The organism is Zunongwangia profunda SM-A87 (assembly GCF_000023465.1).
Taxonomy (GTDB): Bacteria; Bacteroidota; Bacteroidia; order Flavobacteriales; family Flavobacteriaceae; genus Zunongwangia; species Zunongwangia profunda.
Genome location: NC_014041.1, coordinates 4,323,915 through 4,350,155 on the forward strand (window position 1 = coordinate 4,323,915; position 26,241 = coordinate 4,350,155).

Consider the following 26,241-nt stretch of genomic DNA (forward strand, 5'->3'; position numbering starts at 1 on the left):
GGATTCCTTTCGGTGCCTTAATCCGGTGGTACAAGATTTAATCCCTGGGGTTGTTAAAGAAAACTATCGGGTATTTCTTAATTTAAGTTATTGGTTATAGTATAAACAAACTTTAAAAAATTAACAGATGAAACATCCATGACAAGGGACTTGACACAAAGAAGAATGATTATTAACTTTGAGACAATTCCAAAGGGCGATTTTTACTGGAGGTTGAAATATCTTATTCAGGCCTTGAGCCATAGAAACCCCGAAGATGAAACTGCCCTCACACAGCTAAACACAAAGAAGTATTGCCTTGAGAAGGAACCTGAAATTTTCAAATTCTTAGCTGTATTTTTCTTACCAATTAGAGTTCCTGCTTTAGTGGGTAAGGGTACTTTTGTGATGGTTCCAGTTAGTAAAAATCCTACTTAATTGAAAAACTTCCGGATGGGAGTGTAATAATAGTTATTGTATTTGGAAGTTTTAGTTCCAATGCTCAGATTCAGAAAGTAGATCAGGAAGCGTTTGGAATGGACTGTGCCCCCTGTGCCTATGGTCTGGAACGCGGACTTAAAAATATGGAAGGTCTGGAAAGTGTAAAAGTGAGTCTTAATGACGGTAAAGCTTATTTAGATTTGGCAAAAAATAATGATTTGAGACTTAGGCAGATCCAGGAAGAAGTGAATAAGAATGATTTTTCTGCTAAAAAAGCCGAAATTGTTATAAAAGGTACTCTCGTTGAACAGGATGGTAATTAAGCCAATTCAAACCGGGAAAGAAACTTTTACAATAGCTGAAGGAACTTCTACCAGCTTAAAACCCGGAATTGTAAAAGTGAAAGGAACAGTTCAGATGAAGAAGATGATAATTTGACTAATGAGTGGAAATTAAATATCATCCAGATTTATTAGCCACTAAAAACGTAGTAATAATGAACACTAATTAATGGCGGACTCCACATCGAGTCCGCCATATTTTTTTAAATTTTAGAAGTAGAATATTCTTTTCTGGTAACAATCTGATACACATAAAAGGAAAATATGTTTGGAAACTATAAAAACTAACGGATTACTAATCATTTACTTTATATGGCTATTTGTTATCATTTCTGAAAGTTAATTTAAATCATTAACCTAAATCTACCTGCCGGCTGGACAGGCTGGCTTTACTATTTCAGAGTTCAGTAAATCGATTATTAGTTATACGATACTCGGTAAATTACGCCATTGGTATCATCACTAACTAAAAGCGATCCATCGGGCAATTCTACCAAACCGGCTAACCTGGCGAATCGGGAAGTACCTTCCTCCATTAAAAAACCTTTTACAAAATCTTCAGCCTTTACAGGCTTCCCATTTTCGAAAGTTACTTTCATTATTTTGTGTCCGGAAGCTGGCCGTCTATTCCAGGATCCCCGAAAAGTTACCAGGGCAGTATTTTTATATTCCGAGGGAAACATTTTCCCTCTGTAAAACTTTAAATTCATTGGAGCGCTATGGGCTGTAAATAACATCTCCGGTTCTGTAGCTTTCTGCGCGTATTCTTTCCAGGTCATTTTTGGCGGTTCATCTGCCTTATTATATTTACCATCGTCGTAGATATACGGCCACCCATAATCAGCTCCCTCAGTGATACGATTTAATTCTTCTTTTTGTTCATCATCTCCCAGCCAGTCAATTCCGCTATCCATCCCAAAAAGTTCCCCCGTCTCAGGATGCCAGTCAAAACCAATGGTATTTCGCAGTCCCGATGCAAATATGGTTCTATTGCTCCCATCAGCATTAGTCCGTACTATAGTGGCATTTTCTTCCCGTGTTTCATCACAGGCGTTGCAGGTGCTTCCAATCGATATATATAGCATCCCATCTGGGCCAAAACCAATCGTGCGGTTGGGGTGCTGACCACCATCTGGTAGGTTCCCTATAATCTTTTCCAGTTCTCCAATAGTACCATCTTCTTTTAACTGTGCCCTGAAAACATCATTTACCGTAACAAGGTAAAACATATCTTCATGAAAAGCTACCCCATGCGCTCCTTCTTTAGTTACTACCGTTTGTTGATGGTCAGGTTTCCCGTCATCATTAGTATCCTTAAGCATCACTACGTCTCCCTCCCTTCGAGAAACATATATATTTCCCTGGGGGCTTACAGCCATCATTCTGGGTTCTCCCAGATTATCTGCGAATTTTTCTATTTTAAACCCCTGCGGTAATTGAAGTTGCGATATCCTCTCTTCGGTGGCCCCAACCATCTTAGGTTTATAAATATGTCCCGTAATATTTTCTGAAATAAGGCTATCCTTCTTTTGTGCCATGATTATACTCGTTGAAAGAAGGAGAAACAGTAAAGCTTTTTTCATAAGTGATTGATTTTCAAAATTTAAACTCATTAAAAATATAACATATGGTTTCGATGGATTGTTAATACATGGTTAAATGAAACTTATTTTTTTCATCATATAAGATTCTAATTGAGCTGTTCGACAGAGGAAAAAAAAATTTAAAACCAACTATATCCGCCTGTCCGGCTAGCAGTACCGTGGCGAAGCTATCGGGGAATTTTTAAGATTAAAAGTTTAAAAAAATTGAAACTAAACACCTGTTCGACGTTATCTTACCGTTCTAAAATAATAAAATCTGAGACCGGTAATAAATAATATTAGGGGGACAAACCCGGAGATAAAAACTAAAATTCTCCCCAGCATGCCTGCCATTTCTCCAATATGAATCGGATAAAATTGTGCTGCTATCTGTTCGCTAACCGGGTCGTCGTTAAAGGATGAGGAATAAATGGTATTACTATTATTATCTAATTTTAATTCCCTGGTTTTTCTTAGACCGGGGTTTATAAATCGGTTTTTGATATATCTAAATTGATACACTTCATTTCCATCTTGAGGAAAATAAATTGCCCGGAGTGCATATTGGTTGTCTGGAGTCTCCAATAAGTGCAGTATATCGATCCCGGTACCTGCTTCAATCTTTTTTTCAGGTTGTTTATTGCCTATAAAACCATCTATTAACTTCAAACCATCCTTATAGTAGCTGTTATAAGTAAAATATCCACCAGAAAAGGCCATTACAGCCAAAGGAAGGGAAAAAAATATTCCAAGTGACTTATGTACATCGTAGTTAAATCTTTTTCTATTTCGTTTCCATTTAATTTTAATTCCCTTTTTAAAATTTGATTTATACTTTTTCCACCATAGAAATAAACCGGAGGTAAGAAGAAACAAGAAAAATATAATAGCACTACTACCTACAATGTATTTGCCAATCTTAGGAATTCCAAGGCTTCGATGGATCTTCAACAAATCTTCAAACAATTTTATGGAAGCTGATTTTTTTCCTAAAGGTACTCCCGTCTCCGGGTGATAATAAAGGGTTTGACCATTCTTATAAATAATGGAAACCGTCTCCTGCTCTCGATAAGGTAGGAATATCTTTGCTATAGTATCTTTCTGACTCCTATAAAGTTCTGAGGAAGTTTTTAATAATGTCTTTTCCGAAAGAGTATTAGTAGATTCCCTTTGTAGTAAGCGTTGATTTAAGGCCGACGTTATTTCCGGCTGCCATACATACATGGAACCAGTAAGACCTGAAATGGATGCCAAAACCCCACATGTTATTCCTAAAAAAAGATGTACTTTCTTAACTATGTTTGAAAATGCTTTCAAGCAATAAATTTTAGTGTAAAATGGTAGTCGTTACTTCTGAATATCAATTCTTAATAACGACTACCACCCCTTTTAAAAATTATAAGTTACACCAAGACGGGCATTCGCTCCCTCCCCAGCTGTAGTAAAAGACCTTAATGGCGCCGCCCATTGAGATCTTGCCGGTAAATAATACTCATTAAGAAGGTTATTGATACCCAAGAAAACATCAATATTACTCTTAATTTGGTAGGTGGCCGTTAGATTTACCAGGGTATATCCATTTACAGGAAATTCCGTATGCCTAAAAGCATAATTTCCTTCCCCATCCTGAAAAGGAGAAAACCTGTTTCGATCTCCTAAACTCATAACATTCAATGAAGTATTAAACTGTTCTGTTGGCTTCCAGGTAACATAAGCCGTTAATTTTGGAGCAGAAATGACATCACCACCAACATAACTTAAATTATTTTCATCATCGTTTGGGTTTTTAAGCCCTTCCACATACGAATAAGAAGTCCCAATAAGTAGTTTATTGCTTGGGAGAGCATAATCTATTGCTACCTCTCCACCGAATATTTTCTGAGGTTGTTCAGAAGGTATAAACGAGTTTAGTTCATCACTAAATACAACACCAGTACCTAAATTAGAGGTACTGTAGTATCCTACAGCCTCTAAACGAAAATTATTAAATTTTGAAATAAACCCGAATTCATAGTTATTGGTAACTGCGGGCTCCAGTTGAATGTTGTCTATACTTTCAGCTCTTGCAGATCTTAAAATAGAACCTAAATCAGCTATGGAGAAACCCTGGGAATAACTAATGTAGGGAATGAATTCCTGATGTTCAATATACCGGACTCCCATATTAAATGCCAGATTATCGAACGCCAACTCTCCGCCCTGAACGGAGACCGAAGGATTAAAGTTACCATCTCCTTTAGGTGAATAGGGAAGTGTATTATAATTGGCAATATCCATTTTTAAATCATCGTATCGTAATCCAGCTTTAAAGGCCCATTTTTTATCTAGTTTTAAAGTGGTTTGTAAATACGGTGCTACGCTCATCAGTTCGATATTCGGCACCCAAAGCCTTCCATCTAACAGCCCCTGATTAGTCTTATCCCTTAAAAGATCCAGTCCATAGATCAGAGATATATTCATATCGCCATACAAATTGAACTGAGTATTAAAATTAGGTCTTAAGCCATACTTTTCTGAATTGATCACGGATTGCCCTCCGTCTTCGAATTTATCAGAATAAAAGAAAATACTTTTGGCTTTGGAATAATATAGATCGGTTTCAAAATCTGTGGTACCGGAGAAAATATTATTTAAATTGTATTTTAACCTCCCATTTATCAATTCGGAACCAGTTGGTTCCTGTCCAGGAATTGATCCTTCGATACCATAACCCGGTTCTAAAGAGTAATCCCCTTGGTCATTAAACACCTGAATATTTGCAAAAACCGGAATAAAAGGAGAATCCTGAAGTGATTTATAAAGATTCCCGTTAATGGTTATTTTTTGATTAGAAGAAAGGAGATATTCCAGTTTTCCATACGTGCTGTAAATATCGGTATTATCTAATCCATAAGTAGGAAGTAAGGGAATCCCTTCAGCATCGTATTTATTCCCGGTATGTTCTATACTTCCGCTTATATAGTAACTAAACTTATTAAATTGTCCGGAAAAGGATTGATATACCCCATATCCCAAGGCATCTTGGCTATTGGAAAGTTGGGAGGTTCCCCAAATATCAGTAGTGCCGCTCAATTTTTCTGAAGTGGTTGGATTTTTGGTGATATAATTGATAAAGCCTCCACTACCACCATTTCCAAATATTGAAGTAGCTCCTTTGATTACTTCAACTCTGCTTATATCGTTAGGATTAATACTTTTAATTCCCAATTGTCCATTACGTAGCGGGGTGGATTGAGGGATTCCATCTACCATAACGAGTAATGACCTACCTCTTAATGTTTGTCCCCAATTGGAAAATGTTCCTGTGCTTACAGCAAGACCGGGCACTGTATATGCTAGAATCTCGTTAATATTGGAGGAGATTTTAGTAAATTCCCGCAGCTTTTCTGAGTTCACCACAGTAACAGAAGCTGGAATTTCTGAAAGATATTCCGGGTTCCTGCTTGCAGAAATCACCACTTCATCCAAACTTCCATACGTATCCTGAAGGTTCACACTATAGGTTGTTAAGGAATCTCGTCCAATTTCTATAATTTGCTCTATAGTTTGATAACCCAACATTTTGACCGTTACCTTCCAGTTTCCAGGGGGAACCTCCTGGAGTTTATAAAACCCGTCAAAATTTGTAGTAGTTCCTTTTTGTAATTCCTCGATATAAATAGAGGCACCGGCAATAGGTTCATTTGTTTCATTTTTTATTTCCCCTTTTAATCCTGATTGGGAGAAAGCAGAGAGGCTTAAGGCCATTAAGGCGAGAAAAGTAATGTGTTTCATTATTCTTATTTAGATTTATTAAAAATAAATGCAAATATAGAAGCCTCTTTTAATTACACCAAGAAAATTTGATTTTTTTCAATGGAGTGGAGTGGAGTGATCACAGCCCTCTTGAAGATAATTGGTAGATTATTTTTTGATTTAATATAATGATTAAAAGCAATTTTTTACTCAAAAAGGATTGGCATAAAAAATATGATATTGGGAAACAACTAAAGTTACCATTCTATCCCTTTCTCAGTTTTTAATCGTTTCATTATGAAATGCTAAAATCCTATTATTTAACAATACCTGTTATCTGCGATGGATTTGTGGGCGGATGTATTTTTAATTATGATTTACAAATAGAGCAATTGGATTCTCCAATTAATTTGCCATCTTTATCAAACTCGTATTTACAACATTCATTGAATTTTTGTTTTAAAATATCTTTAGCTCTTCGTGTTCTAGCCTTGACATTTGTAAGACTTATTTCTAAGATTTCAGCCGCTTCCTTTTGTTTTAGTCCTTTGATATAAATCAATTCAATTATCTTTTTATAAATATCTGGTAGTTCATATACGAATTTATCAAAACAGCATATTGACTGATATTTTTCTAAAGCAGTTTCATTCTGTAAATTAACACTCGGTAAATAAACAGATTCTTTATTGAAGTAGTTTGCTATCTCGTTTCGAGCAATTTGAAAAATCCAGGCTCTTACTTTTTCATCATTCTCAAGTTGATGTAATTTTTTATGGATTTTTAAAAATGTATTTTGAAAAATATCATTTGTAGCACTTTCATTTTTTACTTTTTTGAGAATAAAGAAGAATAACTCTTCATTGAAATTGTGCCAAACTTTTTGAGTCTCCATAGTTCAAAAATAAATAAAGGTTAGCTTTTAAACCAACCTTTATTCAATTCAGCAACAATCGCATTTACCACATTCACATTTTGTACAAGGGCAATTGTTATCTAAACAATTTATGCAATTACATTTAGTGCAATCACAATTAGTACATTTACAATCATTCATACTTATAAATTTTATTGTTTACTACGGAGACCTTTAATTTTCTAAAAAGATACATTTAAATTGAATTTTCTTTTAAAATATGGCTGCAGACTCATGTTAAGCATTTTATTGACTAAGCTTTGCGCCTGGAACATTTTCTCCAACTTCTCTAAAAAACTGAGAAATTTTAAGCCTTCTGCTTCGTAATATTGTAATTATCCGAAAGATAAACTAATCATGCTACCCCGAGCAGCCCACTCCATTAGTTAAAAAAGCATATCATTCTTAAAAATAGGTGCTAAAACCTAGGTACCAGGTGGCCGTTTTTGTGGCTGGATTATTTAAAATGTCATTCTGCCACTGATAACGATAATTCAACCTTAAAACCGTTGCAGGTGACGGTCTAAAACTTATGGAAGGAGTAACCGCAATTAAATCATCCCCTATATTTGTATTAGTTTGAGTGAAGTTACCAATATTAAAATCAACATAATCTGTCCGAGCGGAGACGTTTAAGGATGCATTTTCCCAACCGAACATTTTCTTTTGCAACACTGGTTGAACTACATCCAGAAAAAATCCTGCTTGTTTATTTCCAAACTGTTGCGTAAATGTTTTTGGCACATCCACCCACACATAAGCGCCTTCTCCAACAATATAAGTGCCGGTTGATTCAATAGTAGTGCTAAGATCAATAGCGAAGACATCCACCCTCCTATTCTTTTCATCTATCTGTAGTCCATCTTCCATTACACGATTGTATGTACCGCCCATATAAGAAAAACCAACCTCACCTATATTTCTATTTCCTATAGCGAGTTTTGTAGTAATTAAAGGGTCACCGCTGAAATTTTCTTCAAAACGCTCTTCATTTTCTTTAACGGATGAAAGAGAGGTTCGATCTTTTGAATTATTAATTATACTATTGTCAAATCCATTTGAGAGGTATGCTTCATATCCGATAATCCAATCTCCAGTATTTGTTTTACCATACATTCCAAAACCTGCATTAGAAAAAGTGGCGGGTAGTAATTTTACTGCCACATCAGGTCTTTCTACAAACTCCCATTTAGGACCATCGTGATTTTGATTAAAAGCACCGATTGGATTCAAGATTATTCCACCTCGTAAATTGAGAAGAGGATCAAAGGAGATATCCATAGCAGCAAATTCTATGGCAATCTCTTTACCTCCCTCTTCAAACTCTACTTCCGTTAAAAATTTAATTCTTTTGTTAATTGAGGCAGACAGAAATAATGTTAAACGTCGTGCTTGAAAAGATAATCCTTCTGTCAATCCATCTTCCACTGCATATATCGAATTGGCTTCAAGATATCCCCCAATAGATACCGGAGCTTTATTTATTGTTAGAGCTGGTCGATTGTATACCGCATCCATGTTAAGTTGAGTATCTGTTGTATCTGACTTCGTTCTTTTAAGTATATCATCCTCGTTTTGGGCTATTAAATTTCCACTGAGGGTGAACAATATTAAGGTAATGATCAAATAATTAGGAGAATAAAATATAGATGTTTTCATCGTCTGTTTTCGTTGGAAATGTTTTTAGTTTTTGTTCAGCAGGTCCTTGTAATACGGTTCCTTCATTGGAAAATTGGCTTCCATGGCAAGGACAACTATAGATACCCCCACCAACATTAAGCTCGCACCCTCGATGAGTGCATTTTAGTAAGGAAGCTATATAGTCTTCACCAACTTTATATAGACAAATAGGGAATCTGTATTTGTTATTTTGTATAAGGACAAACTCTCTTTTAGACACCTTGTTATTTTTTTCAAGAATAAACTCATGCTTCGCTATGGTTAACTTATCTACCTCTTCCTTTGCTGTAGCATAGTAAATTCCACTGCATGAATGTAAAAAACCTAAACTTGGTATTGTTATAGCAACAGAGGAAAGGGTTTGGATAAATTTTTTTCTTTTCATCATAATGAATTTATAAATTCAAGTAGTTGCTTTTTTTCCTGATTCGATAGGGCATTGAACTCATCCCTTGAATTTTTGGCTTCACCGCCATGCATCAAAATGGCTTCCTCAATACTTCTTGCCCTGCCATCATGTAAAAGAAACAAACCTCCTCCTTGTGAGTTTTCAGAAAGGCCAATTCCCCATAGCGGAGGGGTTCTCCATTCGGATGTTTCAGCAAAACCTTCGGTATATCCATCGTCCAGACCAGGACCCATATCATGAAGTAGTAAATCTGTATAGGGATGAAATCCTTTATTAGATAGTGCTTCGATAGGCGAATATCCCGTTTTCATGCTTGGGGTATGGCAGGCAGCACATTGAATTCGGGAAAAAATTTGTTTGCCAGATACAACATCAGGATCATTTTGATTTCGAGGTATCGGAGCTTTTAAGGTTTTTAAATAAAAAACCACCTCGTTAACTACCTGAGTACTGATTTCCGGGTCCTCTTCCAGCCCGCTATAAGGATCTATAGGTTCAAATAATGATGTAATACCTATATCTTGATTATACGCACCTACTGTTTGATGCAATAAGTCATAACTAATTGCCTTTTTACCAAACCTAAAAATATATTTACCTCCACGTGAAATACTATTTGGCCGAATTTGAACATATTCAGGAGGATATGCGAAATGAGCTCTACCACTTATTCCGTCGCCATTCTCATCATAAGGATCGGCTAGAGAAAGTATACTTTCATCTGGAACAGCATCCAAAAAACCTAATCCTGTGACCGCAGGCGCAACCAAGGTTGTGAAGGGTGCTCCTGGAGGTAGCTTTTCAGGCTGAAACCCCTGAATTGCTTTATTCTGTAATTGATTTTTACCATCCCCAAAGTCTGCAAAAGGATTTCCTAAAGTATCACTTTGACCGAATCTTATAAATTGATTAAACGGGTGACCTTTACCATCCCCAGAATGACAACTAACACAGCTAGTACCTACGAAAACGGGGCCGAGTCCAGTTTCTGCGGTAAATACTTCATCATTGAACGCTATATCCCCATTCAAGAACTGAATCTGCTCTTCAACTGATAATCCTTCTACAGGGCCATCAAGAAGTTCATTTTCCTTTGGAGGAACAGGACCATATTCATCAGCTAATTTTTCACAGGATGTAAAAAAAGCGATAAAAATAATTAGACTTAACCATTCTATTTTCATTACCTAAAATATTATTTAGACAAATCTAAAATTTATTTTTTAATAATCTAAATATTGAAAGTTATTATCTTAAGAATATATTTTTAAAGTTGTAGGAATATATAGTATTAAGCTTCTTAAAAGATTTACCAACGGCGAAAACCTCGTTTGTACGTTTAAAGTTTCTAACTTGGAAGCTTTGTATTTACTCCTATGAGACAGCCTACCTATTAGGAGTATTATGAAGGTTCTCAATAATATGAGTATAATTCTGGTCGCCCCTCCTTTAGAAGTACTTGAATTGAAATACCAGAGAACTCCCGATTCCTTATATTACAGGGAATCGGTTTTTAATTGAAGTATTTTGTTTACAAAAGGTCAATTTTCTACGCCTCTTAAAACTTCAACTTTTAAAAAGAAAAATAATGAATTCCATAGAATCATTAGATTAAGAAAAAGTTGGTAGGTAAACATTTTTAAATAATCAGGGCTTATGAATAAAGTCTTTTAAGACAAAAAAATACAATAAAAATGATGCAATGACCAAAAGGATTAATGAAAAAATTCCAAAAAGCTTTTCTTTTTTAGTTATTTTATTCCGGGAAGATTTTTGACCCTTCTTCTTTCTTCTATTTCTCCTATATTTTGACATTTTTCTTCTACACTTTCTTTTGGGTAAATTGCAAACTTATCGCTTTAAAAAGGGTTTATTCCCTCTAATTAGATAAAAATTCATTGTACTGTAGTCTTACAATTGCCTTAATTTAGGGCACCTAGGATACCATAGGAATATTTCACAAATAATTCTGTGGTCTTACTGAAGGTATGAAGCTCAGGAATTCAGTTAATTTCTAAAAAATAGTGACTTCATAAACTTAAAAATGCAGATTTGTTTTCAATCCTACTATCATTTTAAAATAAGTACAGGAACTTCTGATTTGAAAATCATTTTCCGTCTCAGCCCCAGTTCAGTTAGTTTTTCTATAAAGGCATGTTTCCTGTAAAGTAGCGCCAAAATATCTATGGCATTATCTTTCAAAAAACCGGTTATTTTATCTTCAGTTTTCCCTTCGGAAAAAAGGTGAACAGAAATATTCTGTAGATTAAAAAACTCCTCATAATAGTTTTTTATCTCCTGTTCTTTAATAACTTCATCTTTACTTTTAGCAAAATGAAATATAAAAAGGCGCGCGTTAAATGCCTTTAATAGATCAGCCAGAACCTTTAGTTCCCTATCAGGTTTCAGATTATCTGAATCCAGCGCCAGACAAATTCTTTTTAAACCAAAAGTTTCTAAATCTTCAGGTACAACCAGCACAGGGCAGGGTACATCCTTGCTCACTTTTTCACTGGTAGTTCCTGCAAGGTAACCTTCTACCTCACCTGCACCTTCTGTCCCCATAATTATCAAACCTGCTTTTTCTTCTGTTGCTAATTGATAAATTATATCTGAAGGTCTTCCTGGGGCTACCATACTCTTATATTTTATTGTCGCCAGACGTGGAAAATTTTCGAGAAATTCCAGCATTTTTTCTTTGTACAATTTCTGATAAGAACTAAAGTTGTCGGGAACCGGATAAACTATAGCCCCGTATCCGGCATATTGATAACCTTCAGAATAGGCATGAACAAAGATAATTTCTGAATTTAAAGATTCGGCCACCTTTATGGCATACTCAACTCCAATTTTGGAACTTTGACTAAAATCAATCGGAACTATTATTTTCATGGTTTTTTAATTTTAATTATACATTCAGTTTTTCAATTAATTGTTTAAATAAAAGCTTTATTGTTTAATCCACTTTTTGGCAATCTCCTTTTCCTCTAAGTCAAAATATTTTACTTCAGCATTGGTAAAAGGTTTCATGAACTTTGTAATCCAGTCCTGCCATTTTTTATCACCTACCATGGCGATTTTTTCATAATCTTTTGCGTGGGCAGTATCCATTTTTAGATCTTCCCACAGGCCTGGAAAATCCCAGCCGGTAAAATTCTCCATTTCAAAATACCAGCGTACGTTTAATCCTTTGTCCAAAATAGCATGAATAATGGGATGTACCTTCTCAATATCCATTTCGGATAAATCTCCCGATGCTCTGGTTGCAATAATATTATCTCCTGAAATCTCTATAATTTGTAACATATCTATTTTTATTAATTATTAACCGCCTAAATCGTAAAACCATTCTTCAGCTTTCATAATTCCTTCTTTTATGGCATTTCCCTTAGTATAATTCTTTTCTATAACCAGACTTTTAGCAATTTCCAGGGCTTTTTGCTTCACTGCAGGATGGAGGCCATCCAAACTGGTTTTAAATTCTTCAAAGGTCCATTCCATAGCTTCATTTTAATGGTTGAACAGTTCTTTTTCTTTTTCGGGATCCATCTCATTCTTTGACTTTTTGTCCAAAAAATAATCCAGCACGATGCCCACTATAATTGCTCCCACAAAAGCAACATACACCTGCCAGTTAAACTGAACTACCAGAGACAGGCTAATAATTATGGCCAAAATGGGTAGGATAGGTACTTTCCCTATGGAAAGGGGAACTTTAAAAGGTCTTTCTTTGTCAGGTGCTTTATAACGCAAAACGATGAGTGCAATATTCACAGCTACAAAAACGAGTAACGCCCCTAAAGAGGACATTCCTGCGACAATTTTAATATCTCCCAATAACAAAAATGCCGCTACCGCAGCCATAACCACCAGTGTAGTTACCCAGGGTACTTTCTGTGCATTGGTCTTGGTCATAAATTTTGGAAGCTCGCCCACGCTTGCCATACCGAAAAGCAACCTGCTAATGGAAATAATGCCACTAAAAGCCGCATTAGCCGTAGCAAAAAGTGCCGCAACTGCCAGGGCTACGGGCAACCAGGAATTTAAATTTGAAGCGGCCAGCGACAATGGGGAATTTACCTTTGCTATTTCTGCGGGGTCACTTATATTGAGTACCGTAAAAGATATTAGTAGGTATATAATTGTGGTAAACACCATTGTCAATAAAAATGCCCTCGGAATCGTCTTGCCCGGATTTTTTACCTCGGAACCCAATGCTGCCATATGCTCAAAGCCGGTATAAACAAAAAATAAGGTAGCAGTCGCTGCCAGGGTGCCGGAAAAGGACTCCACTTTAAAAAATTCTGATTTTGGTGGTCCTGTTTCCAAAAGTCCGACCGCAATAAGAATAAACAATCCCAATAGCTGAATACTGACCATAATGATATTGGCGGTAGATGATTTTTTGATGCCCGTAATGCTTATAAATGCAAGAATCAGTAGCACAGCATAGCTAACCAGTAAGGAAGGGATGTTAAAAAACGTATTGAAATACCCTGAAAAAGCAAGTAGCACCGCGGCGATGGTGGCCGAACTGTGAAATGCAATCGTCCAACCTGTTAGAAAAGATGGAATGTCGATTTTTGGAAAAGCTTTCCGTACAAAAATGAATTCTGCACCGGCATTAGGATAGGTAGAGGACAGCTCTGCATACGACATTGCCGAGACACTGGCCGCAATGGCGGCAAAAATAAAACTCAACCAAAGGTCTGTTCCCGCCTGTCCAGCGGCTGCACCAATTACAGTATATATTCCAGCACCAACAATGGTACCTACACCATAAAAAGTAAGGCGAAGAGTACCCAGAGATTTTTTTAATTCTGCCATAATACTATTAGTAATATATTATCCATTTCTATCTAAATTCCTTTTTTCCATCTCTGCCTTTACGATGCCACGCTCAATAGCCTCTTCTTTTGAACAATTTTTGTTCAAATAGAAATCCCTTGCATATTTTAATGCTACTGCTCTAATATTTTCATCCAGCACATTAAGCCTCTCCTGGTAATCCTTAAATAAATCCTCCTTCATTTTTTAAAATAGTTTTAGAACAAAAAACACCATAGTTAAAAGATATACAATATACGCTGCATCGAAAACGAATATCTGCCATCTGCTGAACCCGTGAAGTTCCTTGCTTTGATGGACAAATACTGAATATAAAAGCGGCATCAGTCCTACAAAAGCCAGGTTGACCCAAAACAACTGGAAATCTTCGATTGGGGTCGTTACCAGTGCCAGGGGGAAAAATGCCACTGTCATGGTAACGGCATTATCTGCAATCACACTGGTGGTACCCGCAGTCACTTCACCTCCCTTTACCACACTCCATGTTTTGAATATTTCAGGGGCGGTAGTCATAATTCCGGTGATAAACAACCCTCCAACAATTTCGGAAATATTCAGTGCCGAAACAATATTTTCGGTAGCTTTTACAATAAAAAAAGCCCCCACGGCTATGGCCAGGGCCCCTGCAACCGAAAGCCATATTTTCTTTTTATCCCATTCTACCTTCTGACCCTTTTCCCTGCCTTTTATAATGGCATGCGTTAAAAAAGCCGCATAGGCAGCCAGCATGATCCACCCATCAATGGGTTGTAATCCACGCCAGGCTTTGGGAAGCGTTAATATAGCCACCAACCCGATAATTACCAGATAGGGGATAGATAATACCGAGACGGAACGTTTGTTCAGGGCCAGCAGGTTGGCATCCAAATGTTTTTGATGCTCCTTATTGTTTTTAAACTTTCTTCTGGAAGCAAAGTATGCAATGGTTACCATGAGCGGAATGGAAATGATATTGGAACCAAGCAAATTCCCCAACCCGATATCAGATACCCCACGGGCGGCGCTCGTAATATTTATCGCCACTTCAGGGCTCGCTGTTACAATAGCCAGGAAAGCTGCCCCTGCAGAAGCAGTAAGCCCCCATTGTTTGCGCAGCATCTTTAAAGGGGTAAGGAGTTGATCAGCACCCCAATGGGCAGCCCAAGCTGCCAATCCCAATACTACTACCCAAAGCCAAGCGTTCATAACTAATCGATTTTTATAATTGTCCTGTTACTTTCAGTATATTTCAACTTTTTCTTATCCGATATTTTCTGGTCTTTTTTTTGTTGGCTTTGAAAGATCAGGAGTAAAATCACTCCCGTGCTAATCCAAACATCTGCGGTATTGAATACAGGGTCGAAAAAAGTAAATTCATTACCTCCCCATAATGGCAGCCATTCCGGAAGCCTTGTATCAATAATAGGGAAGTACCACATATCCACCACATTGCCATTTAAAAATCCGGCATAACCACCGCCTGAGGAGAATATTTCTGCAATATTGCGAAGTGCGGGATCACTTTTTTCAAAAATCAGTCCGTAAAATGCACCGTCAATCAAATTGCCCAATGCACCTGCGTATATAAATGCGGCACAGATTATAAAGACTTTTGCATATCCTTCACGTATCATCTTTTTGATATAAAAGGTCCCCCAAATAACGGCTACGAAGCGAAATAGTATTAAAACAAATTTGGCCAGATAACCTTCGCCAAATTTAAAGCCCCAGGCCATGCCGGCATTCTCCAAAAAATGTAAGCGAAACCAATCCAGGCCAAACACAAAATATTCCTCGCCATAATAAAAATGGGTCTTCACATAAATCTTTATGGCCTGGTCTATTACCAACAACAGTAAAATTAATAATGCTACACTACTTTTATTCATAATTTCCTTATTCTTGCCCAACGTCTTGTGCAACATATATTTGCATTATTTAGATAATTTTAAAATTCTTATGGCGCCCCGCATTACAAACGTGAAAACGATGCCGCCAATTACCAAATCGGGCCATTTGCTATCCAGAAAATAGACCAGCACCCCGGCCAGTATCACCCCGCCGTTTACGATGATATCATTGGACGTAAAAATAGCACTGGCCTGCATATGCGCCTCCTTACTTTTGGCCTTATTTATCAACCAGAGCGAAATAAGGTTCCCCAGTAAGGCTAAAATGGAAACTATGATCATCCATTCGAACATTGGTGTTTCACTACTTGTAAAAAACCTTCTTAATACCTCTGCAAAACCAAGTGTTGCCAATGCAATTTGAAAGTAGCCGCTGAATTTTGCCACCTTCTTTTTTCTGGAAATGGCACCACCTACTGCAAATAAACTTAGCGCATATACTATCGAATCTGCCAGCATATCCAAAGAATCTGCAATTAGGCCCATAGAAGAAGAAATCCACCCCGTGGTCATTTCGATAATGAAAAAGCCGAAATTTATCCCCAGGACCCACCAAAGGATTGTTTTCTGTTTGGATTGGTCTTCTATTACGGGAGGCTCGGCTTCTTCGGTCCCCATAAATTTATCACCTAATTTTAATTCTGAAATCGAGGCTTTGATTTCCTCATTCCCTTCAAGGTGATATACTTCAAGTTTTCGATTGGGTATATCAAAATCCAAATATTTCACTTGAGCATAAGATTCCAATTTCATCCGGATCATCTGTTCTTCTGAAGGACAGTCCATTTGACTTACTATAAAAGTACTTTTGTTCATTTCTCCCATATCACTTAACTATATTTTTCCTTCCTTTATTGGAAGTTAATAAGAGAATTACCGCACCGCCAATAGCTGCAAGTAATGAAGCTATCAAAATGCTTATTTTCGAAATTTTAATCAATTCCTGATCATTAAATGCGAGATTGGTAATAAAAAGGGACATGGTAAAGCCAATTCCCGCGATCATACCAATTCCAATTATATGTTTCCAGTTTAGTGTAATATGTAATTCGGAAACTCCAAGTTTTTGCCCGATCAATGTAAAAATACCAATCCCTGTTACTTTCCCAATAGCTAATCCCAAAAGGATCCCCAGCCCTAAAGAACCGGAAACAACCTCAATTAAATTTACATCGAGCTTTACTCCCGCATTCGCGACTGCAAAAATTGGAATGATAAAGAAAGTATTGAAATCAACAAGGGAATTTTCCAGTTTGAGCAAAGGAGGCCTTGAATTCTCAGTATCTGTTTTAATAGCTTTTAAAATTATTTGTTGTTTTTTATCCTGAAGAGGATTTAATTTTTCCAGCTCTGTTTTCTCAAGATTAGTAACGTTTGTGGCGGTCCTTTCTTTTAATATTTTACTGTCTAATTTGGGCACTATTGGAATGGTAATGGCAAAAAGTACTCCCGCAATAGTTGGATGGATCCCCGAATTAAGGAAGCAATACCATAAGATGATCCCAATAATAATATACCAAATCAAATTTTTGATCCCAGTCCAATTCATTAATAATAATAACCCAAATGCCCCCATGCCCGATCCAAGGTATATCCAGCTCAACTCGTTGCTATAAAACAATGCTATCACCAATATGGCACCTATATCGTCAGCAATAGCGAGGGCTATTAAAAATGTTTTTAACTGCCTGGGGACATTTTTTCCCAGTAGGCCAATAATCCCTAGTGAATATGCGATATCGGTAGCCATAGGGATGCCCCAACCCTTTATATTTTCAGTGCCTAAATTTAGGCTAATAAAAATGAGGGCCGGAACTGCCATGCCACCTAAAGCTGCCAACAATGGGGCTGAGGCTTTTTTAATTGAAGATAATTCCCCCACCATAACCTCCCTCTTCAATTCAAGGCCGGCAACCAAAAAGAAAATTGCCATTAGGCCATCATTGATCCATTCTTCAATTGTTAGCCCAAAACTAAGATGCTCGGAAAATTCAAAAAGCAATTCATCGCCAAGAAAATGATGATAGGCACCTGCCCACTTTGAATTAGCTAAAAGAAGGGCAACTATAGTAGCAATTATTAAAAAAATCCCCCCAGCTGTTTCCCTGTCGAGGAACTTTGTTGCCGTTTCCCTGATATACCCAATAGTGGATTGATTTCGAACTGATTGTCCCATTTTATCTTATCTGTTTTTTGAGTTCATTACTTAAACCTTAATATTTCAAAAAGCTCAGTAGCGTCTTAATTTTTAAGAACTTACTGTTAGGTCAACTTTAAATATGCAACGCCCTGTCTTCGGTAGCTGCCAGACAGGCCTCCTTAAAGGTCTCGGAAAATGTGGGGTGACCGTGTGACATTCTTGCAATATCCTCGGCAGCCGCCCTAAATTCCATCGCTACCACCGCTTCGGTATAACTGTCTGCTATGCGAGGGCCTATCATATGCACGCCCAATATCTCATCGGTTTCCTTATCTGCGATTACCTTGATAAAACCATCCGTATCCATACTTATCTTCGCCCGTGCGTTTGCCTTATAGGGAAAAGAGCCCGTTTTTATACTTCTATTGGTCTTCTTCAGTTCTTCTTCCGTCAAGCCTACACCGGCGACCTCAGGCTGGGTGTACACGATATTTGGGATAAGGGAATAATTGATATGTGGCTTTTGACCTGCTATGCTTTCGGCTACAAAAACGCCTTCTTCACTGGCTTTATGGGCAAGCATTGCCCCCCGGATTACATCCCCAATGGCATACACACCCTTGACATTGGTTTCAAGGTTTTTATCTACCGTTATCTGTCCTTTCTCATTGGTTTCCACTCCTATATTTTCAAGCCCTAAACTGGCGGTGTATGGTTTTCGGCCAATGGCCATAAGACAGTAATCGCCATCTAAACTCATTTCTTCTTTATCGGAAAGATTTTCCGCTTTCAATTCTACTTTATCCTCAGTTGCCGTTGCGTTTGTCACCTTATGTTCCAAATAAAAATCAATTCCCTGTTTTCTAAGGGAACGGTGCAATTGATGTCCCAGTGCGCCGTCCATAGTGGCGATAAGGCTATCAAAATATTCTACTATGGAAACCTTTGAACCCAGGCGGGCGAATACGGAACCTATCTCAACACCGATAACGCCACCCCCAACGACCATTAAGTGCTTGGGGATTTCCTGTAGGGCAAGGGCTTCGGTGGAAGAGATGATACGCTTTTTGTCTATTTTAATATTGGGCAGTGAAGCGGGTTTGGACCCTGTGGCAATGATGATTTTATCGGTTGTTATGGTTTCCGTTTTGTCCCCGCCCTTAATCTCAATCGTGTTTTTGTCCTTGATGGTGCCGTGGCCTTGATAGACGGCAACCTTGTTCTTTTTCATCAGATAATCAACACCATTGATGATTTCCTGTACCACATCCTGAACCCTTTGGTTCATTTTCAGGATATCGACATTGGCCTCTTTAACATCAATCCCAAAATTTTCGAATTGATGCTTGAGTTTGTAATAATGCTCAGAGGCTTCCAACCAGGCTTTTGACGGGATACAGCCCACGTTAAGGCAGGTGCCGCCAAGCGTGTTGTACCTTTCGATTATGGCCACTTTAAAGCCCAGTTGTGCAGCACGTATGGCACACACATAGCCACCCGGACCGGAACCAATAATTGTTAAATCATATTTATCCATTTTTCTGTTTTTTTAAGATCAAATCTTTCCAGCTTCACTCGAATTATTTGCCTTTCTGAAGGGCAGTCTATTTTGATTATTTTCAATATATTTTTTTCAATTTTCCAATTCTTTATACGCCAACAACTTCGCCACCTTGAAGGTAACAACCAATGGAGGGCCTTCGTGCGTTATTCGTATAGATTTTGCGTTTCTTCATCAAGCAAACCTTCAAACTCGGGCACAGGCCTTTTTTTCCTTTCATCTTCTGTTTCTACTACACCATTTTCTCTAATGTCATTGATCAACCACTGCATTTCCATTATTTCCCTGCGTTGGGCTTTGATAATTTCATCAGCCAGTTTCCTTACCCGTATATCCTTAATCTGGGCACGCTCACTTGTAAGAATAGCTATGGAGTGATGCGGAATCATACCTTCCATATAATCAACACCTGTAACAGTAATCTGGCTTCTCACCAGTCCAATGCCCCCGGCAATGAGCAAAATACCCAACGAAATGACGGCGATATTGGCACTACGCTTCTTGTACATATTGAGCATAAACAACAGCATGATGATAATCATGGAACCGGCCATGACCAGCGTCATAAAAAGCCTTGTTTCACTGAACCAGAAATGATCAATGATCTGGTAAGAGTTGGTATACATCAAGAAGAACATTGCTACCATGGCGGTTGCAATCATTGCAAAAAATTTTGCGTAATTTCCTTTTTTCATTTCTTTGTGATTATTTTCTTTTGAGTTCATTTGTTTTTGATTTTTTAATAGGTTTGTACTAATCGTTGACCATTTGGATAATTTGGGACAGCAAGGAATCGGAACCTACCCAAAGTCTACCACAGCAGTGGGTGCTGAGTGGTTACGGCGTCTAATGCCAAAACCAATATGGGCCTCGTGATAATAAATCCTTTTTTCATCCTTTAATTTTAATGTGAATGTTCACTGCTTTCCTTTTGGCCTTCTTCAGTTTCACTACCTAAGTATTTTCCTTGTGGGCCCACACCTTCAATATATACCAGTTGTGAGCCGTAGTGACCCGCCTGGGATACGGAATAGGCCGAAAATGCCATCACCAGCAACACGGCAATCTCGAAACCGCGTCTTAGTTTAAACCAAAACAGGCTTACCAATTTCATTACCGCCGCGACGGCACTTGACCACACGGTCCAGCTGGCATATTTATCGTGTTCTTCCAGTACTTTTTTGGCCATTTCGGTAAGTCCCTCGGTATCAGGATGAACCAAAGTGCCTGCTACATAGGCCCCTATAAATCCAGATCCCACTATTAACAGGATGACCCAATCCATAGTGTGTTTCATAACGAATAGTTGGATCAATTGCAAAATGGCGGCGAACAATAAAAGCACAATGGGAAAATGAACCACCATAGGGTGCAAATTTGGAAATTCATCAAAGTCTGCCTGCACATTCCCTGATTGCATGGCTACAGATGGGACGGTCATTAGTTCGGTGACATCAACGTTACTGGGCTCTATGCCTATAGCATAAGAAGGGGCTACAAACGCGATCACGGCAATTATTGCCAGGCTCAAAAAAATGTTCCTAATGTTCATAATTATAGTTTTAAATTAATTTCCGTTCAGTTTTTATATCACAGATAATTACGGCCGCAATCATGGCATACAGGACAAGATGGAATCCTTTCTTTGGCACCCTTGCCTTGGGTTTTCTTTGAACCTGTTTTGTAAAAGTCATTCAGCGGCTTTTATTTTTATAGATTTTGAGTTATTGATTAATTGATAATTGGTCTTAAAATCTTAATGATAGCCCACCTCCCGCACCAAAGCGGTTATCATAACTGCCCATTAGCGAAAAATTCTTGGATAAGAAATATTCTATACCGGTACTCCAGGTAATTTCTTTTTTAAAATTATCCCCTTGTGGCAACTCATCCACCCATCCAAAATCTGCCTGGTACTCGTAGGTTCCAAACAAGATGGTCCTTGGGAAGATCGATATGGCACGACTCAAACTTATCTGTGGCCGCAACTTACTGTCCATGCGAACATCAAGGGTAAAGAGGTAAGGGGTGAGGTACCGAATCCCGGCAATGGCAGTAGTTGTTATCTCCTCAAGGCTATCCTCCATTCCATTTTCAATATTCACACCACCAAAAACGGTCAAATAATCATATAGATACCTGTCATAAGCCGCTTCTACTTCCATATTTTTGTTCCAGCCGTATTCGGCCCTCAGGGAAAACTGGTTGCGTATGTTTGAACTTACCAGGTTCAATGCGGTCATATTGGAAGCGGCATCCACCATACCCCAAGAGTAGTACTGGTCGGTCTCATCAATAAGTTTGGACACAGGATATTCTTCCATCCTAGGGTCACGTGGCGTACCATAGCTTACTATGCGGGACATACCGCCTACCAGATGGTATAGAATATGGCAATGGAAAAACCAGTCGCCGTATTCATTGCCATAGAATTCAATGGTTACCTTTTGCATAGGGGGTACATTCACCGTATGTTTTAGGGGGGAATATTCCCCGTTCTCGTTGATGACCCTAAAGAAATGACCGTGCAGGTGCATAGGGTGGTGCATCATGGTGAGGTTATTGAAGGTAATCCGGGTTACCTCGTCCCCCTTTATCTTGATTTTATCCGCTTCGGAAAGGGGCACACCGTTCATACTCCAGATGTACCGTTGCATGTTTCCGGTCAGGTTCAATAGGATTTCTGTTACGGGCACATCGGGATCATAGTTGGTTTTTTCGGGGGCTTTTAAATAATCATAATTGTATTGTGAAAAAAGGCTCATTCCCTGCATATCTCCCGTTTCCCCCATTTTCATTCCACCCATATCAGCCATTTTCATGTCATCCATTCCAGTCTGTCCCTTCCTTTCAGGATCCTTTTCCATACCTGCCCGTCCGGCAGGCGGGTCCATTTTTGCCATTTTGGAATGGTCCATCTGCATGGAATCCTTTTTCATATTGGACTTCTCCCTGTTCATATTGCCCATACCTTCCGATCCGGCATTGGGCGCCATATCGTTCATCCCTTCCATCTGCATGGTTTCGTCCATTTGCATTCCCCAATCCTCGGCCATTTTATAGGGATCTACCTTACCGGGCCTAAATTTTAATGCCGGGGCGCCCATTCTCATCTTCATCTTGGCCATTTGCTGCATCATCCCTATTTTATCCGGCTTGGGAACGTCCGCGGCAGCAACGATTGTGCCCTGGCCCAGATAGGCAGTTGCGGTACCGGAACCATCCTGGGCCATAATCTTGAATTCCAACTTGCCAGTTTCCGGTATGGTCACGATAAAATCGTAGGTTTCTGCAACCGCAATAAAGGTTTTGTTCTTTTCTACGGGAACAACGTCCTTACCATCGGCTGAAACCAATAGTGGGTCTTCCCCACCAAAGGTCATCCAGAACGAAGTGGATGCAGAACCATCGATAATACGCAGACGTACTTTCTCCCCGGGCTTGAACTCGGGATATTCGACCTTTTCCTTTCCATTGATCAGAAACGCGGGATAGTAAATATCCGCTATATCCGCACTTTCCATGCGTTGCCTCCAGAAATTAAATTGTGCGCCCAAAGCGCCTCTTTTGATGACCTGGTTCAACGGTGTGGCCGTTCCCTTCCTGATGTTGTACCATTCCGTGCCCCGTTTTAAAAACCGCATTACGTCCCTAGGTTTCTCATTGGTCCAGTCTGAAAGCAGCAGTACCAGTTCCTTGTCATACTCCAAATCTGTTTCTTCCTTTGGTTGGATAACAATAGGGCCATAAACACCACTTTGTTCCTGAAGCATGGTATGGGAATGGTACCAATAAGTACCGTTTTGCTTAATTGCAAATTCATATTTCAGGGTTTCTCCGGCTTCAATGGGGGGTGTGGACAGGTAGGGCACCCCATCGTAGAAATTTGGCAACAGAAGGCCGTGCCAGTGTATCGATGATTCTACGCTCATCTCGTTCTTGACATAGATTACTGCGTATTCACCTTCATTAAATTCAAGTGTCGGTCCTGGTATCTGACCATTTATAGTCATTCCCATAACCTCCTTGCCCGCCTTGTTTACAGCTTCTTCCCGCAGTGTAAGGGTATATTCCCTTACGGGCAGGTTATCTACATTCCCTTCTACGGAAGGTTCGGTTTGTGCCTGTAACCCAACGGCAAATAAAAAGGCAAAATAGATAAATAGAGTTGTTTTCATTGATAAATTATTTTTACATTAAACTTTATTTATATGGTTCCTAATTTTCATAATATCCATCTAACCAGAAATGAAATAATATAGATTAACATTCAACCCGAACTTATCACAAAATACAGGCTTCTAAATCACTTTTATTTTTTATAAGCCAAAAGCCTTAATGCATTGACCACCACTACCAACGTAGAGCCCTCGTGAATGGCCACGGCTATCCCTATACTTGCCCAACTCATTATGGTCGCAGGAATTAAAAGGGCAACAACCCCCAAGCTAACCCATAAGTTTTGCTTGATTATCGCCTTCGCTTTTCTGCTCAAACCGATGGCAAAAGGCAAGGTTTCCAGTTTGTCTGCCATTAGTGCTATATCTGCGGTCTCTAAAGCCACGTCGCTTCCCGCCGCACCCATTGCAATACCAACGGTACTGTTTGCCATAGCAGGGGCATCATTGACCCCATCACCTATCATTGCCAGTTTATTTTCCTGTTCCGCAAGTTTTTTGATGGCCTCCACTTTTTCTTCGGGAAGCAGACTTCCGCGAGCTTCGGTCAAACCGATTTCCTCGGCTACAGCGTCGGCTACTTTCTGGTTGTCGCCGGTAAGCATTATCATTTTCTTGATGCCTATTTCCTTTAGTTGGGCAAGGGTTTCCTTGGCTTTTTCCCGTGGCGTGTCCATCAGCCCCAGCATCCCTATAAATTCATTGCCCCTTTTTATTAGCATCGTGGTCTTTCCTTCCCCTTCAAGCGCTCTTACCTTTTCTGATACATCGCTGGGAACACCTTTATCAATATCCTCAAAAAGCTCAAGGTTGCCTATGTAAATGGAATTCCCTTGATAGTTTGCCTTTATGCCCTTGCCCTGTACGGCCTCCAAATCATCGGCATCCGGAATCTTGGTGTCCTTCCCAAGCCGCTCCATCCCATCCCTTACAACAGCCTTTGCCAGGGGATGGTCGCTCAGTTCCTCAACCGCAATCGCGATTTCCAACAGTTCCTTTTTATCTATACTGCCAAAACTTTCGACGTCGGTAAGCTTTGGTTTTCCTTCGGTAAGTGTTCCCGTCTTGTCAAAAGCCAGTGCGGTAAGTACCCCTAAGTCTTCCAAGGGGCGACCGCCTTTTATCAAAACCCCGCCCCTTGCTGCTCTTGCCACACCACTCAATACAGCAGATGGCGTAGAAATGGCCAGCGCGCACGGACTGGCTGCCACAAGTACCGCCAGGGAACGGTACAGGCTTTCATTCCACGTTTCATCGATGACCAAAAAAGCAAAATTTAATACTATGACCAATAAGATTACCGATGGCACGTAGTACCGCTCAAACTTGTCTGTCAATAATTGTGTAGGCGATTTTTGGTCCTGGGCCTCTTGAACCATAGTGACCAAGCGGTTGAGGGTAGAATCTTTTGCCTCTTTAATCACCTTTATTTCGAGGGTATTGTTGCCATTGATAGTTCCTGAAAATACACGGTTCTCGTCGGGAATATCGCTTTTTGCTGTATATTCCTTATCGGGATTTTCTATTGGTGTTTTGTCCACTGGAACGCTTTCCCCGGTAATGGGTGACTGGTCTATACTACTATTGCCCTTTACAATAACACCATCAGCAGATATTTTACTGTTGGGGCGTACCACGATAGTATCACCTATCTGTAACTCTTCTATACCGACTTCAACGGTATCGTCATCCTTCTTTAATAGTGCGGTTTTAGGCGCAAGGTCTGTTAACGCTGCAATGGATTTCTTGGCCTTGCCCATTGCATAGTTTTCCAGTGCGTGACCCAAACTAAACAGGAACAGCAACAAGGCACCTTCTGCCCATTCGCCCAAATAGGCGGCTCCTGCAGCTGCGACCAGCATCAGGAAATCGATTTCAAATTCGCCTTTGGACACTTTGGTAATGGCCTCCTTTAGGGTAAAATAACCTCCAAAAAAGTAGGCTGCAATATAGAGCCCAAAAGGGATGTTAGCTGAAACCCCTGTATATTTTTCCAACAGGAAACCTGTAATTAGTGTGACCCCACTTAAAATTGCAAAATAGAGCTCCGTGTTTTTACCGAAGATGCCACCGTGGTCGTGATTGTGGCCATCGCCTTTGCTGTGTTTTTCCTTGTCTTTCATATTATTAATGGTTTTGTTATCGTTAATTAAGATTTAATCCAGTTTTGAGCCTGTTGTTTCTCAGAAATATCAAAAAATTTAACTTCAGACTTTATGAAAAAATCAGTTGCCTTCGCGGCCAATTCCTGCCATTTTTTATTGCCCACAAAGGCCATCTTGCCATAATCTCCCAAATGAGCCGAATCAATCTTTAGGTCTTCCCAAAAGCCTTTAAGGGTATAACCTTTAAAATCTTCCATTTCAAAATAGAAGTCCACTTTATGGCCTTTTTCTATGATGTTGTGGATAAGCGGATGCATCTTTTCCATATCCTTTTCCGTAAGTTTCCCGCTGATTTTAGCGGCAATAAGGTGTTCTTTTTCCAAGTTTATTATCTGTAACATATTTGTATATCTTTATATTCATCTATTTAAAATAT

Annotated in this window: 24 protein-coding genes; 2 read left to right on the plus strand and 22 right to left on the minus strand. The window is 39.0% G+C overall.

The window, feature by feature from the left end:
* Positions 1-138 precede the first annotated feature (138 nt).
* Together ZPR_RS19115 and ZPR_RS23790 are read left to right on the plus strand one after the other, a co-directional pair.
* Positions 139-417, plus strand: coding sequence for a hypothetical protein (locus ZPR_RS19115; protein WP_041579146.1), 279 nt, complete (start codon positions 139-141; stop codon positions 415-417).
* A gap of 98 nt (positions 418-515) precedes the next feature.
* A complete protein-coding gene (locus tag ZPR_RS23790) occupies positions 516-743 on the plus strand; it encodes a heavy-metal-associated domain-containing protein (protein ID WP_013073430.1) in 228 nt (75 codons plus the stop codon).
* A gap of 437 nt (positions 744-1,180) precedes the next feature.
* Here the strand turns inward: ZPR_RS23790 and ZPR_RS19125 are convergent, their stop codons facing one another.
* From ZPR_RS19125 to ZPR_RS19225, 22 genes are all read right to left on the minus strand, one after another.
* Positions 1,181-2,299 (minus strand): PQQ-dependent sugar dehydrogenase, encoded by a 1,119-nt coding sequence (locus ZPR_RS19125; RefSeq protein WP_201765797.1) that lies wholly within the window; start codon positions 2,297-2,299, stop codon positions 1,181-1,183.
* Positions 2,300-2,593: 294 nt separating this feature from the next.
* Entirely contained in the window at positions 2,594-3,661 is a 1,068-nt protein-coding gene (locus ZPR_RS19130) for a PepSY-associated TM helix domain-containing protein (RefSeq protein WP_013073433.1), read from the minus strand.
* 72 nt (positions 3,662-3,733) lie between these two features.
* Positions 3,734-6,118: a TonB-dependent receptor gene (locus tag ZPR_RS19135; protein WP_041579150.1), complete on the minus strand. Its 2,385-nt coding sequence runs from the start codon at positions 6,116-6,118 to the stop codon at positions 3,734-3,736.
* A 331-nt stretch (positions 6,119-6,449) separates the two neighbouring features.
* The gene (locus ZPR_RS19140) at positions 6,450-6,974 is read right to left on the minus strand and encodes a sigma-70 family RNA polymerase sigma factor (protein WP_013073435.1); all 525 of its coding nucleotides are present in this window, start codon (positions 6,972-6,974) and stop codon (positions 6,450-6,452) included.
* Between the two features lie 426 nt (positions 6,975-7,400).
* Complete coding sequence (locus tag ZPR_RS19145; RefSeq protein WP_037317188.1) at positions 7,401-8,654, minus strand: hypothetical protein; 1,254 nt, start codon at positions 8,652-8,654, stop codon at positions 7,401-7,403.
* The gene (locus ZPR_RS19150) at positions 8,626-9,063 is read right to left on the minus strand and encodes a QcrA and Rieske domain-containing protein (RefSeq protein ID WP_013073437.1); all 438 of its coding nucleotides are present in this window, start codon (positions 9,061-9,063) and stop codon (positions 8,626-8,628) included. The genes ZPR_RS19145 and ZPR_RS19150 overlap by 29 nt, the downstream gene beginning before the upstream one ends.
* Positions 9,060-10,268, minus strand: a complete 1,209-nt coding sequence (locus ZPR_RS19155; RefSeq protein WP_013073438.1) for a di-heme oxidoredictase family protein — start codon at positions 10,266-10,268, stop codon at positions 9,060-9,062. The genes ZPR_RS19150 and ZPR_RS19155 overlap by 4 nt, the downstream gene beginning before the upstream one ends.
* Positions 10,269-11,154: 886 nt before the next feature.
* Entirely contained in the window at positions 11,155-11,976 is an 822-nt protein-coding gene (locus tag ZPR_RS19160; protein ID WP_013073440.1) for a universal stress protein, read from the minus strand.
* A 57-nt stretch (positions 11,977-12,033) separates the two neighbouring features.
* Positions 12,034-12,390, minus strand: coding sequence for a SpoIIAA family protein (locus ZPR_RS19165; RefSeq protein ID WP_008615606.1), 357 nt, complete (start codon positions 12,388-12,390; stop codon positions 12,034-12,036).
* Positions 12,391-12,408: 18 nt separating this feature from the next.
* The gene (locus ZPR_RS23500; RefSeq protein WP_013073441.1) at positions 12,409-12,585 is read right to left on the minus strand and encodes a hypothetical protein; all 177 of its coding nucleotides are present in this window, start codon (positions 12,583-12,585) and stop codon (positions 12,409-12,411) included.
* Between the two features lie 9 nt (positions 12,586-12,594).
* A complete protein-coding gene (locus ZPR_RS19170) occupies positions 12,595-13,911 on the minus strand; it encodes an APC family permease (RefSeq protein WP_013073442.1) in 1,317 nt (438 codons plus the stop codon).
* Between the two features lie 18 nt (positions 13,912-13,929).
* Positions 13,930-14,115, minus strand: a complete 186-nt coding sequence (locus tag ZPR_RS19175; RefSeq protein ID WP_013073443.1) for a hypothetical protein — start codon at positions 14,113-14,115, stop codon at positions 13,930-13,932.
* Between the two features lie 3 nt (positions 14,116-14,118).
* Positions 14,119-15,117, minus strand: coding sequence for a sodium:calcium antiporter (locus tag ZPR_RS19180; RefSeq protein ID WP_013073444.1), 999 nt, complete (start codon positions 15,115-15,117; stop codon positions 14,119-14,121).
* Positions 15,118-15,119: 2 nt separating this feature from the next.
* Positions 15,120-15,800 carry a lipoprotein signal peptidase gene (locus tag ZPR_RS19185; RefSeq protein WP_041579156.1) on the minus strand — a complete coding sequence of 227 codons (681 nt, stop codon included), beginning with the start codon at positions 15,798-15,800 and terminating at the stop codon, positions 15,120-15,122.
* Between the two features lie 45 nt (positions 15,801-15,845).
* Positions 15,846-16,637, minus strand: coding sequence for a cation efflux transmembrane domain-containing protein (locus ZPR_RS19190; protein WP_217806691.1), 792 nt, complete (start codon positions 16,635-16,637; stop codon positions 15,846-15,848).
* Positions 16,638-16,647: 10 nt separating this feature from the next.
* Positions 16,648-17,997, minus strand: a complete 1,350-nt coding sequence (gene nhaA / locus ZPR_RS19195) for a Na+/H+ antiporter NhaA (RefSeq protein WP_013073447.1) — start codon at positions 17,995-17,997, stop codon at positions 16,648-16,650.
* Positions 17,998-18,094: 97 nt separating this feature from the next.
* A complete protein-coding gene (lpdA, locus tag ZPR_RS19200) occupies positions 18,095-19,498 on the minus strand; it encodes a dihydrolipoyl dehydrogenase (protein ID WP_013073448.1) in 1,404 nt (467 codons plus the stop codon).
* A gap of 170 nt (positions 19,499-19,668) precedes the next feature.
* Complete coding sequence (locus ZPR_RS19205; RefSeq protein WP_013073449.1) at positions 19,669-20,247, minus strand: DUF305 domain-containing protein; 579 nt, start codon at positions 20,245-20,247, stop codon at positions 19,669-19,671.
* A 179-nt stretch (positions 20,248-20,426) separates the two neighbouring features.
* Entirely contained in the window at positions 20,427-21,074 is a 648-nt protein-coding gene (locus tag ZPR_RS19210; RefSeq protein ID WP_041579163.1) for a DUF2231 domain-containing protein, read from the minus strand.
* Positions 21,075-21,270: 196 nt separating this feature from the next.
* Positions 21,271-23,700, minus strand: coding sequence for a multicopper oxidase domain-containing protein (locus ZPR_RS19215; RefSeq protein ID WP_013073451.1), 2,430 nt, complete (start codon positions 23,698-23,700; stop codon positions 21,271-21,273).
* 134 nt (positions 23,701-23,834) lie between these two features.
* A complete protein-coding gene (locus tag ZPR_RS19220) occupies positions 23,835-25,823 on the minus strand; it encodes a heavy metal translocating P-type ATPase (protein ID WP_013073452.1) in 1,989 nt (662 codons plus the stop codon).
* A 26-nt stretch (positions 25,824-25,849) separates the two neighbouring features.
* Positions 25,850-26,206, minus strand: a complete 357-nt coding sequence (locus tag ZPR_RS19225) for a SpoIIAA family protein (RefSeq protein ID WP_041579168.1) — start codon at positions 26,204-26,206, stop codon at positions 25,850-25,852.
* Positions 26,207-26,241: the final 35 nt, after the last annotated feature.

Bases quoted from the DNA above. Each gene is read 5' to 3' on its own strand.
- ZPR_RS19115 (WP_041579146.1), top strand. From the start codon at position 139: ATGACAAGGGACTTGACACAAAGAAGAATGATTATTAACTTTGAGACA.
- ZPR_RS23790 (WP_013073430.1), top strand. From the start codon at position 516: ATGGACTGTGCCCCCTGTGCCTATGGTCTGGAACGCGGACTTAAAAAT.
- ZPR_RS19125 (WP_201765797.1), bottom strand. From the start codon at position 2,299: ATGGCACAAAAGAAGGATAGCCTTATTTCAGAAAATATTACGGGACAT.
- ZPR_RS19135 (WP_041579150.1), bottom strand. From the start codon at position 6,118: ATGAAACACATTACTTTTCTCGCCTTAATGGCCTTAAGCCTCTCTGCT.
- ZPR_RS19140 (WP_013073435.1), bottom strand. From the start codon at position 6,974: ATGGAGACTCAAAAAGTTTGGCACAATTTCAATGAAGAGTTATTCTTC.
- ZPR_RS19145 (WP_037317188.1), bottom strand. From the start codon at position 8,654: ATGAAAACATCTATATTTTATTCTCCTAATTATTTGATCATTACCTTA.
- ZPR_RS19150 (WP_013073437.1), bottom strand. From the start codon at position 9,063: ATGATGAAAAGAAAAAAATTTATCCAAACCCTTTCCTCTGTTGCTATA.
- ZPR_RS19155 (WP_013073438.1), bottom strand. From the start codon at position 10,268: ATGAAAATAGAATGGTTAAGTCTAATTATTTTTATCGCTTTTTTTACA.
- ZPR_RS19160 (WP_013073440.1), bottom strand. From the start codon at position 11,976: ATGAAAATAATAGTTCCGATTGATTTTAGTCAAAGTTCCAAAATTGGA.
- ZPR_RS19165 (WP_008615606.1), bottom strand. From the start codon at position 12,390: ATGTTACAAATTATAGAGATTTCAGGAGATAATATTATTGCAACCAGA.
- ZPR_RS23500 (WP_013073441.1), bottom strand. From the start codon at position 12,585: ATGGAATGGACCTTTGAAGAATTTAAAACCAGTTTGGATGGCCTCCAT.
- ZPR_RS19170 (WP_013073442.1), bottom strand. From the start codon at position 13,911: ATGGCAGAATTAAAAAAATCTCTGGGTACTCTTCGCCTTACTTTTTAT.
- ZPR_RS19175 (WP_013073443.1), bottom strand. From the start codon at position 14,115: ATGAAGGAGGATTTATTTAAGGATTACCAGGAGAGGCTTAATGTGCTG.
- ZPR_RS19180 (WP_013073444.1), bottom strand. From the start codon at position 15,117: ATGAACGCTTGGCTTTGGGTAGTAGTATTGGGATTGGCAGCTTGGGCT.
- ZPR_RS19185 (WP_041579156.1), bottom strand. From the start codon at position 15,800: ATGAATAAAAGTAGTGTAGCATTATTAATTTTACTGTTGTTGGTAATA.
- ZPR_RS19190 (WP_217806691.1), bottom strand. From the start codon at position 16,637: ATGAACAAAAGTACTTTTATAGTAAGTCAAATGGACTGTCCTTCAGAA.
- nhaA (WP_013073447.1), bottom strand. From the start codon at position 17,997: ATGGGACAATCAGTTCGAAATCAATCCACTATTGGGTATATCAGGGAA.
- lpdA (WP_013073448.1), bottom strand. From the start codon at position 19,498: ATGGATAAATATGATTTAACAATTATTGGTTCCGGTCCGGGTGGCTAT.
- ZPR_RS19205 (WP_013073449.1), bottom strand. From the start codon at position 20,247: ATGAACTCAAAAGAAAATAATCACAAAGAAATGAAAAAAGGAAATTAC.
- ZPR_RS19210 (WP_041579163.1), bottom strand. From the start codon at position 21,074: ATGAACATTAGGAACATTTTTTTGAGCCTGGCAATAATTGCCGTGATC.
- ZPR_RS19215 (WP_013073451.1), bottom strand. From the start codon at position 23,700: ATGAAAACAACTCTATTTATCTATTTTGCCTTTTTATTTGCCGTTGGG.
- ZPR_RS19220 (WP_013073452.1), bottom strand. From the start codon at position 25,823: ATGAAAGACAAGGAAAAACACAGCAAAGGCGATGGCCACAATCACGAC.
- ZPR_RS19225 (WP_041579168.1), bottom strand. From the start codon at position 26,206: ATGTTACAGATAATAAACTTGGAAAAAGAACACCTTATTGCCGCTAAA.